General features: G+C 56.6%; 13 protein-coding genes and 1 pseudogene. 8 read left to right on the forward strand and 6 right to left on the reverse strand.

Annotation, left to right across the window (positions count from 1 at the left end):
* Nucleotides 1–75 precede the first annotated feature (75 nt).
* The 3 genes from AUC70_RS06450 to AUC70_RS06460 all read right to left on the reverse strand — a co-directional run bounded on the left by AUC70_RS06450 (nucleotide 76) and on the right by AUC70_RS06460 (nucleotide 4,088).
* Nucleotides 76–1,095: an exostosin domain-containing protein gene (locus AUC70_RS06450; protein ID WP_069444070.1), complete on the reverse strand. Its 1,020-nt coding sequence runs from the start codon at nucleotides 1,093–1,095 to the stop codon at nucleotides 76–78.
* A gap of 773 nt (nucleotides 1,096–1,868) precedes the next feature.
* Complete coding sequence (locus AUC70_RS06455; protein ID WP_069444071.1) at nucleotides 1,869–2,708, reverse strand: hypothetical protein; 840 nt, start codon at nucleotides 2,706–2,708, stop codon at nucleotides 1,869–1,871.
* Between the two features lie 186 nt (nucleotides 2,709–2,894).
* Complete coding sequence (locus tag AUC70_RS06460) at nucleotides 2,895–4,088, reverse strand: NAD-dependent epimerase/dehydratase family protein (RefSeq protein WP_069444072.1); 1,194 nt, start codon at nucleotides 4,086–4,088, stop codon at nucleotides 2,895–2,897.
* Between the two features lie 499 nt (nucleotides 4,089–4,587).
* Here AUC70_RS06460 and AUC70_RS06465 point away from each other — a divergent pair, with 499 nt between their 5' ends.
* The 3 genes from AUC70_RS06465 to AUC70_RS06475 all read left to right on the forward strand — a co-directional run bounded on the left by AUC70_RS06465 (nucleotide 4,588) and on the right by AUC70_RS06475 (nucleotide 9,362).
* The gene (locus tag AUC70_RS06465; RefSeq protein ID WP_069444073.1) at nucleotides 4,588–5,916 is read left to right on the forward strand and encodes a UDP-glucose dehydrogenase family protein; all 1,329 of its coding nucleotides are present in this window, start codon (nucleotides 4,588–4,590) and stop codon (nucleotides 5,914–5,916) included.
* Between the two features lie 95 nt (nucleotides 5,917–6,011).
* Nucleotides 6,012–7,118, forward strand: a complete 1,107-nt coding sequence (locus AUC70_RS06470) for a hypothetical protein (RefSeq protein WP_069444074.1) — start codon at nucleotides 6,012–6,014, stop codon at nucleotides 7,116–7,118.
* A 414-nt stretch (nucleotides 7,119–7,532) separates the two neighbouring features.
* Nucleotides 7,533–9,362, forward strand: coding sequence for a hypothetical protein (locus AUC70_RS06475; RefSeq protein ID WP_141701987.1), 1,830 nt, complete (start codon nucleotides 7,533–7,535; stop codon nucleotides 9,360–9,362).
* On the opposite strand, the gene AUC70_RS16720 is transcribed toward AUC70_RS06475, so the two are convergent.
* From AUC70_RS16720 to AUC70_RS06490, 3 genes are read right to left on the reverse strand one after another with little or no spacing between them, the layout of a single operon-like run.
* Nucleotides 9,288–10,193: a hypothetical protein gene (locus tag AUC70_RS16720; protein ID WP_141701988.1), complete on the reverse strand. Its 906-nt coding sequence runs from the start codon at nucleotides 10,191–10,193 to the stop codon at nucleotides 9,288–9,290. The genes AUC70_RS06475 and AUC70_RS16720 overlap by 75 nt on opposite strands.
* A gap of 58 nt (nucleotides 10,194–10,251) precedes the next feature.
* On the reverse strand, nucleotides 10,252–10,875 hold the full coding sequence (locus tag AUC70_RS06485) for a class I SAM-dependent methyltransferase (protein WP_206599319.1): 624 nt from the start codon (nucleotides 10,873–10,875) through the stop codon (nucleotides 10,252–10,254).
* Between the two features lie 10 nt (nucleotides 10,876–10,885).
* A complete protein-coding gene (locus AUC70_RS06490; RefSeq protein WP_069444078.1) occupies nucleotides 10,886–11,878 on the reverse strand; it encodes a glycosyltransferase family 2 protein in 993 nt (330 codons plus the stop codon).
* A gap of 504 nt (nucleotides 11,879–12,382) precedes the next feature.
* On the opposite strand from AUC70_RS06490, the gene AUC70_RS17090 reads away from it, so the two are divergent.
* From AUC70_RS17090 to rfbD, 5 genes and pseudogenes are all read left to right on the forward strand, one after another.
* On the forward strand, nucleotides 12,383–12,568 hold the full coding sequence (locus tag AUC70_RS17090) for a hypothetical protein (RefSeq protein ID WP_158007380.1): 186 nt from the start codon (nucleotides 12,383–12,385) through the stop codon (nucleotides 12,566–12,568).
* Nucleotides 12,546–13,448, forward strand: coding sequence for a hypothetical protein (locus tag AUC70_RS06495; RefSeq protein ID WP_069444079.1), 903 nt, complete (start codon nucleotides 12,546–12,548; stop codon nucleotides 13,446–13,448). The genes AUC70_RS17090 and AUC70_RS06495 overlap by 23 nt, the downstream gene beginning before the upstream one ends.
* A gap of 26 nt (nucleotides 13,449–13,474) precedes the next feature.
* On the forward strand, nucleotides 13,475–14,059 hold the full coding sequence (gene rfbC / locus AUC70_RS06500; RefSeq protein WP_069444080.1) for a dTDP-4-dehydrorhamnose 3,5-epimerase: 585 nt from the start codon (nucleotides 13,475–13,477) through the stop codon (nucleotides 14,057–14,059).
* Nucleotides 14,056–15,119 (forward strand): annotated as a pseudogene (rfbB, locus tag AUC70_RS06505) (dTDP-glucose 4,6-dehydratase). The gene rfbC and the pseudogene rfbB overlap by 4 nt, the downstream one beginning before the upstream one ends.
* Nucleotides 15,119–16,021, forward strand: a complete 903-nt coding sequence (gene rfbD / locus AUC70_RS06510; RefSeq protein WP_069444081.1) for a dTDP-4-dehydrorhamnose reductase — start codon at nucleotides 15,119–15,121, stop codon at nucleotides 16,019–16,021. The pseudogene rfbB and the gene rfbD overlap by 1 nt, the downstream one beginning before the upstream one ends.
* The last annotated feature ends 12 nt before the right edge of the window (nucleotides 16,022–16,033 follow it).

Genomic DNA, 16,033 nt, shown 5'->3' on the forward strand with positions numbered 1-16,033 from the left:
TGGCCTGCTACAGTGAGGCTTGCGCAGGCACATGATCATGTGCCCCGTGCCACCACGTCAGGCGTAGATTTCACCCTACACTCGGGGCCAAAGTGCTCGCTGTGGCCAACTCTCACCAGCACACAGCAATTCGACATCACGTACAAACGAATCCGGCCCATAAGTCGACCAAAGCTGCTTTAGAGCCTGCCGCTTAAGGGCCATTAAGGAGCTATCCTGCGCCATCGCCTCAAGGCGATCTGGCAGGCCCTTTACCGCATCGACGGTCTCCGGACAGAATATGGCAGCTGCCTCCCATAGGGCCCCAACTCCTGGCGGATCGTAAGTCTCGGACATGATAACGGGAATACAGCCGGACCCAATCGCCTCCCAAAGGCGGATTGTATTTGGGCCTGTTCCTGAGGGGCATAAGCAAAAGACGCTGTCGCGGAGCGCAGAAATATGCTGTTCGCTTGCCGCATCATCAATCAACCCGTCCGGGTTCTTGGCTCTCATGCCGACTTGATACTCATAAACAACTTTTTGATAGTGCCAGCTGTCACGTCCAACGACCAAGCCTCGACTGTCTTCAGACAATATTCGGAGGATTATTGCCCGAACGTCGGTTAGATACTTCGGGTGCTCTCCAAGTCCGACAAAAGAAAAAAGAAGCGGCCTTTGACCCTGCTGATCGAGTCCGCCCCGAGCGTATTGCACAGGGAAAAGGGGGAAGGGGTGTAGTCGTATCGTGTGGTCGCCACATACCAAAGAGTCCACGCCTTTCACTTTGTGCGACCAGAATATGTCAGTAATTCCTAAATACCCGAAAGTTTTTAGCCAGTGCATCATGTTTATATGCTGACACACGGTTGCGCGCTGTATCCAGCGCTTGACCTCTCGTCTTATGTTGAAGAGATCCGCAATCATGGGCTTGAGGCGCGGGTCGCCCTGCTTTTTACCGAGAAGGTCTATGAGCGTGGCCCAAGGAAATCCGATATAGACAAAATCGCTATTGCTTACGGCGGAATGACGAATTTGGTCCGTCGCATAGCGCTCCGTGATCGCCGGCCACTGCCAGTCATAAGCCTCACTCGGGGGTGCCGTGATTATGTCCATGCCTTCAGTCCGATTTCGCTCGAAGTCCGCAATATCAAATGGTGTTCAGCGGCATCAAATGGTTTTCAGCGGCGCGTCCATAAGTCTGGGGCGGGATCGGTTTCAACTGCGGCCAATTTGATGCCCCCAGCCTGCGCGTTGCTGGTTGCCCAGGGCCGCCCGCATGAGAGCCAACATGCGCAACCAGCGCGCAATTCTCCCATCCGAAGGATCCAGGTTGCGCGCCTGCGGCAGTAGGAACTGCGATCCTGTGCAAATAGTGGTCATTTTTCGGGGTCCGCCTGGCCGCATTTGCTTGGCTGGAACCGAAAGATGAGACGCTCACTCCCTCCTAATCGAATGCGCGTTGTGGTTCCTACGAAGTTATATTTGTGCTGGCCAGCGCTAACAGCCTCTGCCGTGCCAAAGAATTGAAAAATTGGGTGCTCGTGCCGCATGCGCCTCTCCACGAGCGTTTGTCGGCTGGGCTGCAGAGCGGACACCGGCCTGGACCAGGATTTATCCGCCATCGCAAACAGCCTCCCAGAAGGTTACAAACGCGCGCCGAATGCACGCTAGAGGCGAGTCCTCGTACTCCCGACGACAGAAATTTTGGCTTGAGTGGAACTGCAGCCGACCAGGTGGGCTTGCGGACAAGTCCTGTGCCCGCCGCGAATAACGCAATCTGTTTTCCACGAGATGCGAGAATTCTTGGGACCGCGTCGATAGACCAAGTCGCGACAACATGGGTAGCGCCCGCTTCTTTGCCCGCCGGGGTCTATCCAGTGGGTTCTTTATCGACGGACTTGCAGGAACCCATAGCGAAGCATTAGGGGCCACGTTAACGCAGTCACAAGAATGCGAACGCTTTTGGGAATCTGGGCTTTCCATGTCGTGTCTTGTTCCACGATGACTCGCGCCCGGTTGCGTATCTCGTTGCCGCCCATGGAATGGCAATTCTCATTGCGTTCGATGACGACGTCCTCGAGCCGGCCGACGGGGCCCAATGACTTCAGAGAGTCCGGAAAGCCCCGCTGGAGTAGCTCATCGTAGTTCACCCGGACCGAGGCTTCGTGATGGCAGAAACGATAGAGCTCTGCCGCGAGGTTCGCGCCAATCCAACTGAAGGCTGTCAACGCGGCAACTCCAAGCTGATAGGCGTGGCGATGAACGTGATCGCCCCGTAGGCGCCAGCGTATAACGGACCAGACGCAAGCGCGGGGATCGCGCACTAGGTGAACAAGCTGGAGCGGATACGACAGATGGCGCCTCAGATAGAACGGCCGGAAGGCGTTGTGGCGGGCCGTCTTGGACGAATCGATGATGAATTCATGATCAGTCAGCGTCGCAATCGACTCCAGCATCGCTAGATGGCTCTTGAGGCTGGCGTCGGTGTGGGGCAGGTGCTTCAGCGGCTCGGGCAAGGTGCTCCAGATTCGACAGGCCATGAGCTGTTCACCGCATGCGCAGTAGTGCTTAGGCCGGTCGAGGAAGCGGGGTGCCATGACGACCTCACCGAGATCAAGCACGCCCTTTTGCAATGACATAATGCGTCCGAGCACTGTCGAGCCGCTTCGTCCGTATCCGGCGAGGTAGACGAGCTTCTTTCCAGCTTGCGCGTTGTCTCTTGCCATCGTCCTTATTGTGCCCAGAGTCGCCAGCGCGAACGCTGCGGCTTTCTAGCTCTTTCTTTCTGAACGGCGTAGCAGAGCATGACTGCGGCCTCCCGAAGAAGTCCTTTCTCAATTCCATCGAGATAGAGTGAGCGACGCCCTCGAGCCGCTAACTAAGGCGGCGCAGCGAAAGTGTGCCGTGAGGTCTCAGGCGGGACCTCCGAGCCGGTCCTGCGCGTCCGCGTTCCAGGCAGAAACACAAGGGATTTTCGCCAGATCGCATCGGTGAGCATATCTCTGTGCAATGTTGTGCACCTCTTCCATGAGGCCTGCCGCCAACGTGATGGGCTGCAACCCCATGGCAAGAAAACGAGCGTTGGCTACAAACAAATCGTTCTCGTCCGCCTCGTTGCGCGGATTGGGAACGAACTCGATCTGCGCCCCGGAGAGATCGCCAACCATCTTGGCGAGATCCCGCACGCGGTGAGTTTCGGTCATCTGATTGAGGATGTTGACTCGCTCTCCCGTCTGAGGCGGGTTCTCGATGGCGAGTTGGATGCAGCGGACGGTGTCCTGGATGTGAATGAAGGCTCGTGTTTGTCCGCCTGTGCCGTGCACCGTCAAAGGGTGCTTTACCGCCGCCTGCGCTAGGAAGCGGTTGAGAACGGTTCCATAGTCTCCGTCATAGTCGAAGCGATTGATGAGGCGTTCATCCAGCTTCGTCTCGGCCGTTTGCGTACCCCATACAATGCCCTGGTGGAGGTCGGTGATCTTCAGCTTGTCGTTCTTGTTGTAGAAGTGGAAGAACAGCTGATCCTGCGTCTTTGTCATGTGATAGATCGAGCCGGGATTCGCTGGATACAGGATCTCCTGATCAATTAATTCACCCTCCGGCGTCTCCATGCGGATGGATAAATAGCCTTCTGGGATTTGCATTCCGGCCGTGCCGTATCCGTACACGCCCATAGTGCCAAGATGCACGAGGTGAACGTCGAGGCCCGACTCCACGATGGCGGCGCAGACATCGTTGGTGGCGTTGAGGTTATTGTTCACAGTGTAGCGCTTATGCGCCGACGACTTCATAGAGTAAGGCGCCGCGCGCTGTTCGGCGAAGTGCACAATGCTGTCGGGCTTCTGCTCCTCGATCAACGAAAGCAGGCGATGATAGTGCTTGCCAACTGTGAATGTGTGGAGGCCGATATTGCGGCCGGAGACTTCCTTCCAAGCCCGGATGCGCTCGTTGATCGGCCGGACAGGCGTCAGCGATTCCGCCTCGAGTTCGATATCGATGTGCCGGCGGGACAGGTTATCAACGATGATGACGTCATGTCCCAAATTCGACAAGTGCAGCGCCGTGGGCCAGCCGCAAAAGCCATCGCCGCCAAGTACCAGAATTTTCATGTTTAGCTCTTCAAGAAGACGGTGTTGCGCCTGATTTTGCGAGGCATTTCGTGGTTTAGCCGATCCGAGCTGGCATTGACAACCTGAATGACCTCGCTGCCGAATGAGATGTCCGGCGCCAGTGACCGACCCTTGATCGGCCCTCGACCGGGTCGTCAGCTATGCCATCCCTAAAGCCAATCAGGTCGCATTCACAACATTCGCTAATTCGCGCTATCAGTCTGCGAAGCGTTGGATACGATCGGCGTGCTGGGCGAGGTCCGCCACATCCGTATAAGTCTCCTGGTTGCATCGGGCGCGAGGATCAAGCGCTTCCTGGATTATCACGCAATACTAGTGGTTTATGATGATTTCTAGTACTAGTCCAAAGCGTTTGTCTCCGAGGCTAGGCACCCACTTCGCCTATGAGTGTAACGTCGTGCGACCTCACGTTCCGGTATTGTTTTTATCCATCCGTAATTCTAGTAACAAGCATCGCTTGGATGAGGGAGTTGCTTGAGTGAAAATTTGCATGATTGGGGCTGGCTACGTGGGGCTGGTGTCGGCTGCGTGTTTCTCCGACTTTGGCTGGAACGTCACCTGCATTGACAAGGACGAGGGCCGTCTTGCGCTGCTCAATCGCGGTGAGATCCCGATTTACGAACCGGGGCTCGACGATCTCGTGGCTCGAAATGTCGCGGCAGGCCGGATCCAGTTTTCGGGGTCTCTGCCTGAAGCGGTCCGGGATGCGGACGTAGTGTTTCTGGCCGTCGGTACTCCCGTGCGCCGCGGCGATGGCTATGCTGATCTTACCTACGTCTTCGAGGCTGTCGAGGAGTTGGCTCCGCATATCCGGGATGGGATCGTGATTACCACGAAGTCGACTGTGCCAGTCGGTACTGGCCGTGAGATCGAGCGCCGCTTAAAGGCGCTCCGGCCGGACGCGGAGTTTGCTGTTTGTTCAAACCCCGAGTTTTTGCGGGAAGGGTCGGCCATCCGCGACTTCACGCACCCCGATCGCGTGCTTGTTGGATGCGACGAGGGCCGCGGGCGCGATATCATGGCGCGGATTTACGAACCGCTATCGCTGCGCAGCGCGCCAGTGATGTTTGTCAGCCGCGAGTCCGCCGAACTTGCTAAATATGCGGCGAACTCGTTCCTCGCGATGAAGATCACCTTCATCAATGAGATCGCGGATCTATGCGAAGAGGTCGGAGCAGATGTGAGCGAGGTGGCGACGGCGATCGGTGCGGATGGCCGGATTGGACCGAAATTCCTCAATCCGGGGCCAGGCTATGGCGGGTCTTGCTTCCCGAAGGATGTGAGTGCGCTGGCGCGTACGGCTCGTGAGGCCAGGGCACCTGTCACGCTTGTAGAGCAAGTCGAGAAGGTGAACATGGAGCGGAAAATCGCTATGGGCGCGCGCGTGGAACGCGCGTCGGGCGGTTCGGTCCATGGTAAAACCATTGCTGTCCTGGGCGTTACGTTCAAACCCAATACCGACGACATGCGCGACGCGCCAAGCCTTGTGATCCTCCCGATGTTGCAGTCTCGTGGGGCGACAGTCCGTGCGTGCGATCCACAAGGGCGTCCACAAGCGGAGCAGCTATTGCCTGACGTGGAGTGGTTCGTGGACCCGATCGAGGCCGCGCAAGGCGCGGATGTGCTGCTGGTTCTGACCGAATGGAACGAGTTCCGCGCTCTTGATCTCAAGCAATTGCGCTCGGCGATGTCCGGTGACGTTCTGGTCGATATGCGAAACGTCTATTCACCCCGACATGCACAGGACGCCGGTTTCTCCTACTCCGGAATCGGCCGTGGCACAGAGCGTGATAGCAGCGCCCAGTAGGGGGCCGACATCGTTTGCTAGCAACGGTCGTGCAGCGAACTTGGCTTGCCCAGCCGCTCGGGCGGACGCCATTTTGTTGAGATCGGGGGACCGCAATGAAGGCAATAACCCACATCGGAACCGGCAAAGCGGGCTCGACGACAATTCAGAAAAGCACCTTCGCCAATCGAGCGGCACTCCTAGAACATGGAATACTTATTCCACAGCTGCGGGGCTCCATTCTCCCTCACAGGGATTTGGCAGATGCCATAACAGGACAAGCAAGCCAGATGGTAACGAATCAGATTCGTTCGACCATCGAGAATGATATCGCGTTACACAAGCCTCAAGCCCTTTTTCTGTCGAGCGAATACCTTTGCTATGGGGGCAACAACCCAGCCAACGCCACCGCGCTGCGTGATTTCTTGACCCCATGGACGAACGAGTTGGAAGCGGTGCTCTATTTAAGGGAGCCAGTAGGATTCTACGTTTCTTCCTGCCAGCAGGCGCTTAAAGCGACTGACAAAATTGTCGATCCGGCCGTTTGGAGATTTGGGTACCGTCAGTTGGTAGAGGACTGGCGAGAGCAGTATGGGGATCGCCTCACAATTATTCCTTTTCAGGGGTCAGCTTTCCCAGAAGGGCTTGTGACAAATCTCTTCCGCCGACTGCTTCCCGATTTCGCGAATTCTGGGCTCGAGTTGGACAACCAGAGCTCCAATCGCTCCGATCCCGTCGAGGTCTCTTGTCTGATGCAGGCGTATTTCCGTCTATGCTACCCAGGGGAACCGCGTGAATTTCGCGATGAGGCTACTAAGCTCAATCGGTTGCTGAATCGTATTGCGATAGAAGCCGGGATTATTGGCAAGCCCCAAGTCAAGCCCCGAGTTGCCGCGACGATCCTATCAAGTCACTTGGAAGATTTGACCTGGCTCGAAGCTGAAGAGGGGATCCGGTTTGATGGCTTAGATTACTCTGCGCATGCAGGAGAAAAGCTGCTTGAGCCCCACAATGGTCAAGTGCAGATGTCAGACATCGTCGAAGTTAAGCCTGACGAACTGCAAGCTTTAACAGCACTTGCTGCCAAGCGTGCGATGACGAAAATCGCCAAACTAGAAGAAAAACAACAACGCTTGATGTCAGCCGAGATGGAACATGGACGCCTATCAATTTGGGCCAAACGACGCTTCAATGATCTATTTTCGCGCCGGAGAGCAACGTGACATAAAGACAGGACCGTCTTTTGATCGAATCCATCTCATAAAGCGCTTATCGGGTGTATAGGCTCCGCGAAGGCTTGGCCACGTTAACGCTTGGATTTGCCCCAAACGAAGTCTGGAGCCGCACCAGCGCATCAGAACGACGAGAGTTGAGAACGGGCGGAAAGCGCGCACCGTCAAGCACTCGGCAGAGTGGCTTTTGGCTGCAGGGGTGCTGTCCGGAGTGCCGGGGGAATTCAATCTAGGCTCGCCGCCATCGCCCGCAACTGCTCCCAGACGGGAGCTTTTCGAATGGCAGAAGCCACGCGTGCGATCGTACGTCAGAGTAGGCTCATCGGCCTGGCACAGTTCCCCAACGAGAGCCCGGCTCATCGACGAGCATGTTATCGCGAGTTGCATGATCCGGAATGAGCTGTCATGGCGTTGCTTACGGCGATCCGGAGACCAAACCTCTTGTGCTTTCATGCCATCAATGATGTGAGCAAGCAGCGAAGTTTCAGCTTGATATCATCCGATCCCTCTGCAACTTACCGCTCTGAGTTGGGCGCCCAGGAGCGTGCGCGAACAGTCGGTCGTATGGGGGGGGCGTTGCCTGTGACGTTGCCTGTGATCAACCTACGGGCGTGGCGGATCACAAGCCATACTATCGGCGTTCTCGCGCTCATTGCGCTGACACAACTCATGACGGTGACAGATGCCCGCCTGCATGCGTCTTTCGACCAGAAGCACTATGTGGCGCTTGGTTACAACCTCGCGCGATTTGATACGTTCTCAATGGTGCGCGATTTGGCGATCCGTCCGAGGCCTGCCATCCCCACTGTCACCAATCAACCGCCACCCTTATACGGGGCTCGTGAGCCGCTCTATCCGTTCCTGCTCTCGCTCGTGTTCAAGGCCTCTGTTTTTGATTTGGACAAGATCAACGTGCGGGATCTCGTCTGGAAGGGAGAGAGAGTCTACCCCGACGTCATCGCAAAGCTGAAACTCATTCAATCCATTCTATTCGCCTTAACGGCTGTTGCCACGCTCATAGCAATCCGCTGCATCAGTGGCAGTTGGATCCTGGCCTACCTGCTAGCCTTTTTGTTTGCCGGCTGCGACACGCTCTGGGTTCGGTTCCTGCGAGTCGAGACGCTTGCCGCGTTCCTCTCGATCGTGCTTGCCCTTGCGTTGTGGGCCGGCATGGTTGCCCGGACGCATACACGTCGCTTGTTGTTCTGGATCGGCGCCGGCGTAGCGCTCGGCCTCCTGGCGCTGACCAAGGGCCTTTATGAGTATCTTCCCCTGCTTTTCGTTGTGGGTTGCTTGGCTCTGCTGGCCTGGACGCTCCTCTGGAGGCGCCGGTTGGAGGTGAAGTATCTCGATGCGCTCGTGATCGCCCTCGTGGCCTATGCGTTCATTCTTCCGTGGGCTGCGCGGAACCACGTCGAGTTCGGCAAATTCACGATCTCAACAAGGGGCGGGTCGATCCTCGAACACCGAGCTACTTACTCAACCATCACTTTTCCTGAATATCTGGCCTCAATCGAATTTTATTCGCGTTTTTCGGGCATCGGTGCCACGCCGGTGGATCATCCATTCGCAAAGCGGGACGACATGCGCCGGTTGATCAACAAATATTCTGACGGAAGAAAGGTCGAATATCCAACTTTCCGGAATCTAGGGACCATCGAGGCCGAGATGGACGTGCTTCGACAGGCGGGTTATTCGCGCACTACTGCCGCCGCCATAATCTACCTGAAAAGCCTGCCGGTGCAGGTCGCCATGGTGCTGCCTCTATCGATCAGGGCGAGCAATATCGCTGTCCGCGAATGGAAATCCCGAAACGCGTTGTTGGAATTCTGGGCACGGTTCTCCAGGGACATCTTCCACATCTTGCGGTGGGCCTTCGTTCCAGTCTTTTTGGCAGGGGCTGCTTTGGCGGCATGGAGGTGCGACTGGCCAGTCTTCGTCGCCTTCCTGCCGTCCCTCTATCATTACGGCATGTATGTTGCGTTTACCCATTACATCCCGCGCTACAACGCGATGTTGGTGCCGATCTTTCTGGTTGCTCTCAGCTACGTGGTGGTCATCTTGTGGCGCTGGGCCTGTGGCTACCGAGCAAAGGCGGAGGCACCATTAGGACCGTCGTTGACCCGTAGCGCGGCGGCTAGGCGCCACACAAACGGGGTCTCACCGACGCCGCAGGACGAGGCTGACAGAGGCCAGGATGATGTCACCGCCAAAGGTAGCGATGCGGTAGCCTAGTGCGGCAGCGAGAGCCGACGTACCGTATCCGGCCATGTCTAGGCCGCTTGTGAGGATCACTTCGCGTATACCGAGTCCCGCTGGTGCCCCAGGCACGACAAATCCACCAATCCAGGCGGCGGCCGCGACCCCTAAAACGGAGAATGGATCGTGCCGTGCCCCGCTATCGACGGCAGCCAGCAGCAACCACAGCAGAAGGCCATTCACCACAAAAAAGCAAAGATAGAGACAATAGGCGGCAAAGGTCATCGCACCGAGACGATGCGTCAGCATGCCTTCTCGCCGCAGCCACCACAGCGAACCAAGCAGCAGGACGCCCAGTGCGACAAGGATCGCAATTGGCCCATAGGACGTTCCGAAGGCACCGACGACGTAGCTGAGAAAAAGTGGCAAAGCGAAAACGACAGCCACCGTCGATGCAGCCATGATCAATATAGCTGCCTCAGCGCCGGTCGAGAAAATGAGGGACGCATGGGAAGCGCCAGCTGCCCGCGCCATGGTATAGCGCCCGGCGAGGTGAAGGACATTCGATGGCAGGTACTTCAGGATTTGCGATCGGCCGAAGATGATGAGACCGTCGCGCAAACCGAGCGTGTGTCCGGCACCTGAAACCAGCACAACCCAAGCTGTGCCAATGAGCCCTGCTAGTGCCGCGTACACGCACATACCTATGGCGATCGTGCCGAGGAAGCGTGAGTTGCCAAAATCGGATGCGAGCAGGCTATAGGAATCACGAATTTTGAGACCCACAAACACGACCGCGGTTGCCATAAGTAGAATGCCAATGGCGCGCATGAATCTGCCAATGCTTTTATGCGCCACCGAAGTCACGGGCTCGCCCCACTCTGCGCCCCGCACAACCGCTTGAACGGGAGAAATCGATCAGACTTTAGGTCACTCGTGGACGGCACAAGGCCATCGTCCATGGGAGTGGTTTCCGCACGTCCACAATCTCAAAGCGACGACTAATATCGGCTAGAAATCCGAGGGGAGACCAGTGATTGAGGTGTCCCGGTGTGTTACCAAGAGCGGACAAATATTTGCCGCGAGCCATATTGAGTATGCGCCATAGGGGCTCACGCGGGACGCTGACCAAGAGATGCGAGCGCGTTATCGTAGCGAGCTGGTCGATAGCGTCACTCGGCTGCGGGATATGCTCAAGAACTTCGCAGCACACAATGAGATCCGCATCCACTTCCGACCTATCGAGTTCGTAGAGATTACGAACGGCAAATAGCGCGCCAGAGTTCAATGCTTCAGCGCGCTTGTTTGCCTCGTCCACGATTGACGGCTCTAAGTCAGAGCCCCCAACCTCCAAACCGCGAGCGCGCAGGCGCATTGATAGGTTGCCTTCACCGCATCCCACTTCATAAGCTGTCTTTGCGCCGCTTTGGGCAGACAGTTCGTCGAAGGCGCGCAGAAATCCATCCATCAGCGCCCTGGCAATTGGATTCTGGGACTCGTACTTGTCGTAGTAGTTGCCGGCGACATTGTCGTAATCAATCTGGGCCACCGGTGAACGTCTATCCATTCGGTCGCTCCGCCTGCCAATTGGGGTCCGAACGTGATGCCGCATCAATCTCGGCTCGTAGGGTCCGCATACGGATATCTTCAAGTAGAAGCCGATTCGTGGCTACAAGATCAGCCAAAATCCCGCCAACGGCCAAGATAAATGAGATGGCCAGGAGGCCGACGGCGATCACGAGCGACTGAATGTGACCTTGACCGTTTCCCATGGCGTAGAAAATGAGGAAGCGGCCAATGAAGAATATGGCAGGAACGGCAAGAACGAGCGCCAACATCATGAAGAAGCGCAGCGGCTTGTAGATGACGAAGATGCGGAGCATCGTAAGGACGGACCGCTGAATATAAACAGGGATGCTCGAGATCAGCCGTGAAGGCCGCAAATACGGATTGACGTCGACCGGTACCGACACAATTGGAATGCCCTTGCGTCCGGCCTGGATGATCGTCTCTAAGGTGTAGGTGTATCCGTTAAAGACGTTGAGGCGGATCGCGGCGTCGCGGTGGATTGCTCGAAATCCGCTCGGCGCATCTTCAACCTTTGTACCGCTGACGATCTTGACCACCCAACTGCCCAGCTTCTGCAGGACTTTCTTGGCGGGAGAAAAATGCTCTATCTCGCTGACCGGCCGCGTGCCAACGACGATTAGTGCTTCCTTGGCTACGATTGGGCGAACTAGGTCCGGAATGTACTTAGCGGAATATTGGTTGTCGGCGTCCGTATTGACGATCACATCCGCACCAAGCTTAAGCGCGCATTCCAGCCCAGCCATGAACGCGCGCGCGAGGCCCTGATTGTGCTCAAGCTGCAAGACGTGATTTGCGCCGTGTTCCCGTGCAACCTTGGCGGTATCGTCGCTGCTGCCATCGTCGATCACAAGCCACTCCACGACATCGAACCCGTCGACTTCCCGCGGTAGATCCTTGAGGGTGACCGGGAGCGTCTCCGCCTCATTGAGACATGGAATTTGTATGACAAGCTTCCTAGGCAAGGTCTATGCAATCCCCACGTGCGCCGCTTTTGTATCCTATTGGGAGTGGCCGGTGCTCGATAGCGCCTCAGCTGTGCGGTGTCCAGCATTGGCAGGTTTGGCGTCCGATGGAGAACCCTAACTGGTGCCGAGGCGCTACGCGCCATTGTTCGGTATATTCGGTTTTGTGAAGGGCGATATGTTGGGCTTGCTCGCCGCCAAATGTGGTCGAGGTCGCGGTATTTCGCCACGAAATGTCGAATGCCATCGTCAATCGGTGCTCGCGGCGTAAACCCGATATCCTTAGCGAGGTATGTCATAATCCACGGAGGTTGAATTGCATCTCCTGATTGCATAGGCAATCATATTCTTCTTCGTCTCCCGCCCGAGGGGCTTCTGATAGCCTTATTGAATTCTATTTGTGGTACCCCGTGTTGTTGAAGGATCATTCGACCGATTCATGGTAATCCCGAGTTTGCTGCGAAGGCGTCTGCCGATAGGGTTCAGGAAGAAGCGGATAGGCTTATGCAGAACAATCAGGCAAGGACTAAAAAGCCTGGCGGTGCCAAACAAGATACGAGCAACGACAAGCTCCAAAATGGTGGTCGTGACGCCGCTGCGCACCTGGACGCGCAGCCTTTCACGATCAAAACACTGAGTATTTCGGCAACTATGTTGAAAGCGCGTCATGGCTCCTGGGAAACGCACTGAGTTAAGTGCGATTACCGCAGAATGGCTTCTGCGCAACCTGCAACGCGTTCCAAAATTGCTGTCCTGGCTGATCACAGGCCAGTTCCACCGGGCATTCTCCGCGACTAAGCCTTACCTACAACGGCTGTTCCGGGCAGGCTGGCGGTCGAGCCCGCCCCTGGCGGGAGTCAAAACAGAGCAACCGGAGGCGAGAGAGGAGGAGACGAGCATCGAACTGGTCGATGCTTCGGAGGTTGGCCGGATTGGAAGCGAAGATGCCAGCGACATAACGGTAATTATGCCTTGCATCGATGCCAAGGCCGGCGGCGATACCGCAAAACTGCTGGCAAGCCGCGCGGGTGTAGCGTGTAGAATCATTGTTGTTATGGATGGAGATCGCCAGGGATTTGTAAAAACGCTAAATCAGACAGCAGAGCGCATTTCATCACGTTACCTTGTATATGTGGCCCAGGATGCCTACCCCGGCCGGCGTTGGTTGCGTGATGCCTATGACGCCCTTGAGAAGACGAACAAGGGGTTGCTCGGATTCAATGACGGCAAGTGGAAGGGCCGAATCGCCGCATTTGGTATGGTTAGAGTCGATTGGGCCAGACACATTTATGGTGGACCTGTTTTCTGCCCGGCATACAAGTCGCATTTTGCCGACACAGAACTGACAGTGATCGCCCGAGCGTTGGACGCATACCTATACGACGCGGACTGCGTGCTTGTGGAGTACGATCCTGACAAGGAAGCAAAACGTGCCGACTTGGAAGACAGAGATCTATTTAAGCGTCGCTTCGCGACAGGATTCGACGGAAAGGTATCGCTGAAGCCGCTCATAGAGCTCGCTGAAGAATACAAGGTGAGTAAGTTCCGCACCGCTACGCGACATCCGTAACGGACTTTGCATACGAGGGGGAAAAAGTGACTGTTGGCGTTCAGCCTCTGGCGATACCAGAAGTTCTGATCGTGTCTCCGGACAAACACGACGATCAACGTGGTTTCCTCTCAGAAACCTACAGCAAGCCCCACATGGCTGAATTAGGCGTTGGCATCGACTTCGTTCAGGACAACCATTCGTTCTCGATCAGCAAGGGGACTCTGAGAGGGCTCCATTTCCAGTCATCACCGTTTGCTCAAGCCAAGCTGGTCCGCGTTGTGAGAGGCGCCATCTTTGATGTTGCGGTCGATATTCGGGTAGGTTCACCGACATTCGGTCGCTATGTATCCAAGCTTATCAGCGCCGATGCATGGAACCAAATCTTTGTTCCAACCGGCTTTGCTCATGGATTTGTAACGCTGGAGCCGCAAACAGAGGTCATCTACAAGGTTAGCAGCCGCTACTCGCCAGAGCACGATAAAGGCTTGTTGTGGAACGACCCCGATATAGGTATTGATTGGCCTGTGAGTGAGGCGGAGGCAGTCTTATCGGACAAGGACAAAGGGCTGCCGATGCTCTCACAGTTACCAGACTATTTTCATTACGAACGCTCACGGAGTAAGTCTTGAGAGTATTGGTGACAGGCGGCGCCGGCTTTATTGGATCGGCATTGGTTCGCTATCTGATTAAAGAAACTGAGTGTGAGGTCTCAACGTTGACAAGTTAACCTACGCCGGAAACTTGGCCTCTCTGAGCCCAGTTTCTGATCATCCGAGATATCACTTCATTAGAGCGGACATTTGTGATGGTGTGGCCATGGCCGATTTGTTCGGCGCAGCGAAGCCTGACATCGTCATGCACCTTGCTGCCGAGAGTCACGTCGACCGGTCGATTGATGGACCCGCCGCCTTCATCGAGACGAACATCGTCGGCACCTACGCTTTGCTCGACGTGGCGCGATCCTATTGGTCAGAACTTCCGTTCGGCCGTAAGGAGGGGTTCCGCTTCCATCACATCTCGACGGATGAGGTATTTGGGTCGCTCGGCCGGGATGGGCTCTTTAGCGAAGCGTCGCCGTATGCGCCCAATAGCCCGTACTCTGCAAGCAAGGCGTCGTCGGACCATCTCGTCCGCGCCTGGCACCACACTTTTGGACTGCCTGTCATCATCACCAATTGCTCCAACAATTACGGCCCTTATCAATTTCCCGAAAAACTCATTCCACTCATGATTCTCAACGGTCGAGAGGGTAAGCCTCTACCGGTGTATGGCGCCGGCGAGAACGTGCGCGACTGGCTCTATGTAGACGATCACGCGCAGGCCCTCTGGATTGCAGCGACCAAAGGCAAAGTGGGCGAGACGTACAACATCGGCGGCGAGGCAGAGTTGCGGAATATCGATGTGGTGCGACAGATCTGTGATCTGCTGGACGAGCTGGCTCCCGGGCCCGCATCGAGGCACGAGTTGGTCACCTTCGTTACCGACCGTCCAGGGCACGACGCGCGTTATGCTATGGATATCAACAAGATCAGACGGGAGCTGGGCTGGACGCCACAGGAGACCTTCGACACGGCCCTGCGAAAAACGGTGAGCTGGTATCTTGAGAATACTAAGTGGTGGGAGGACATTCGGAGTGGGCGCTATGCGGGCGAGCGGCTCGGCTTGAGGGGCGCCTCGGCCGCACTCTGATGTCCGGCATGCTCATTATCGGTGCCAACGGTCAGGTCGGCTGGGAAATCGTGCGGCAGGCCCGCATCGCAGGGTTGCCTTGCCATGCTATGGATCGAACCCAGCTCAACATTACAGCGGCCGACGCCGTGTCCAGTGCGATCGCACGTTTGAAACCGTCCATCGCGATCAACGCCGCTGCCTACACAAATGTCGATAAGGCTGAAAGCGATGCGGAGACCGCGTTCTCGGTCAATCGCGACGGGGCAGCTCATTTGGCTGAAGCCTGTGCCGCCGCCGACATACCGCTGGTCCATCTCTCGACAGACTATGTGTTCGATGGAACCCAGAGGACACCCTATACCGAGGACGATCCCGTGTCGCCGCTCGGCATCTATGGGGCCAGCAAATTGGCCGGCGAACAGGCCGTGCGCGAGCGCTGTCCAACACATGTGATCCTGCGGACAGCATGGGTGTACGGCATCCATGGCCAGAATTTTGTCAAGACCATGTTGCGGATCGCGCGCGAACGCGAACAAATCAAAGTCGTCGATGATCAGTTCGGCAACCCGACCTTTGCAGGAGACCTTGCGAGGGCCATCCTGGCCCTGGTTCGGCAGTGGCAGTCCGGCGCGTGGCCGGCGCAGGGGTTTGGCACGTTCCATCTTGCCGGCGAGGGGGTGACGACGTGGTGTGGCTTTGCGCGCGCCATTTTCGAGGAGGCCAGACCGAAGCTGGAACGCGTGCCGGAGATTAGGGCGATTACGACGGCCGAGTATCCCACGCCTGCAAAGAGGCCGCCCTATTCGGTTCTGGACTGCGGCCGGTTGGCCGAAACCCACGGTCTGGCCTTGCGGCCTTGGGAACAAGGGCTCGCAGAAATGCTGGAGACAACCCTTGGCCTACTGCCTGCGAGGCGGTAAGGAAGCCCACGT

This window comes from Methyloceanibacter stevinii, from assembly GCF_001723355.1.
GTDB lineage: Bacteria > Pseudomonadota > Alphaproteobacteria > Rhizobiales > Methyloligellaceae > Methyloceanibacter > Methyloceanibacter stevinii.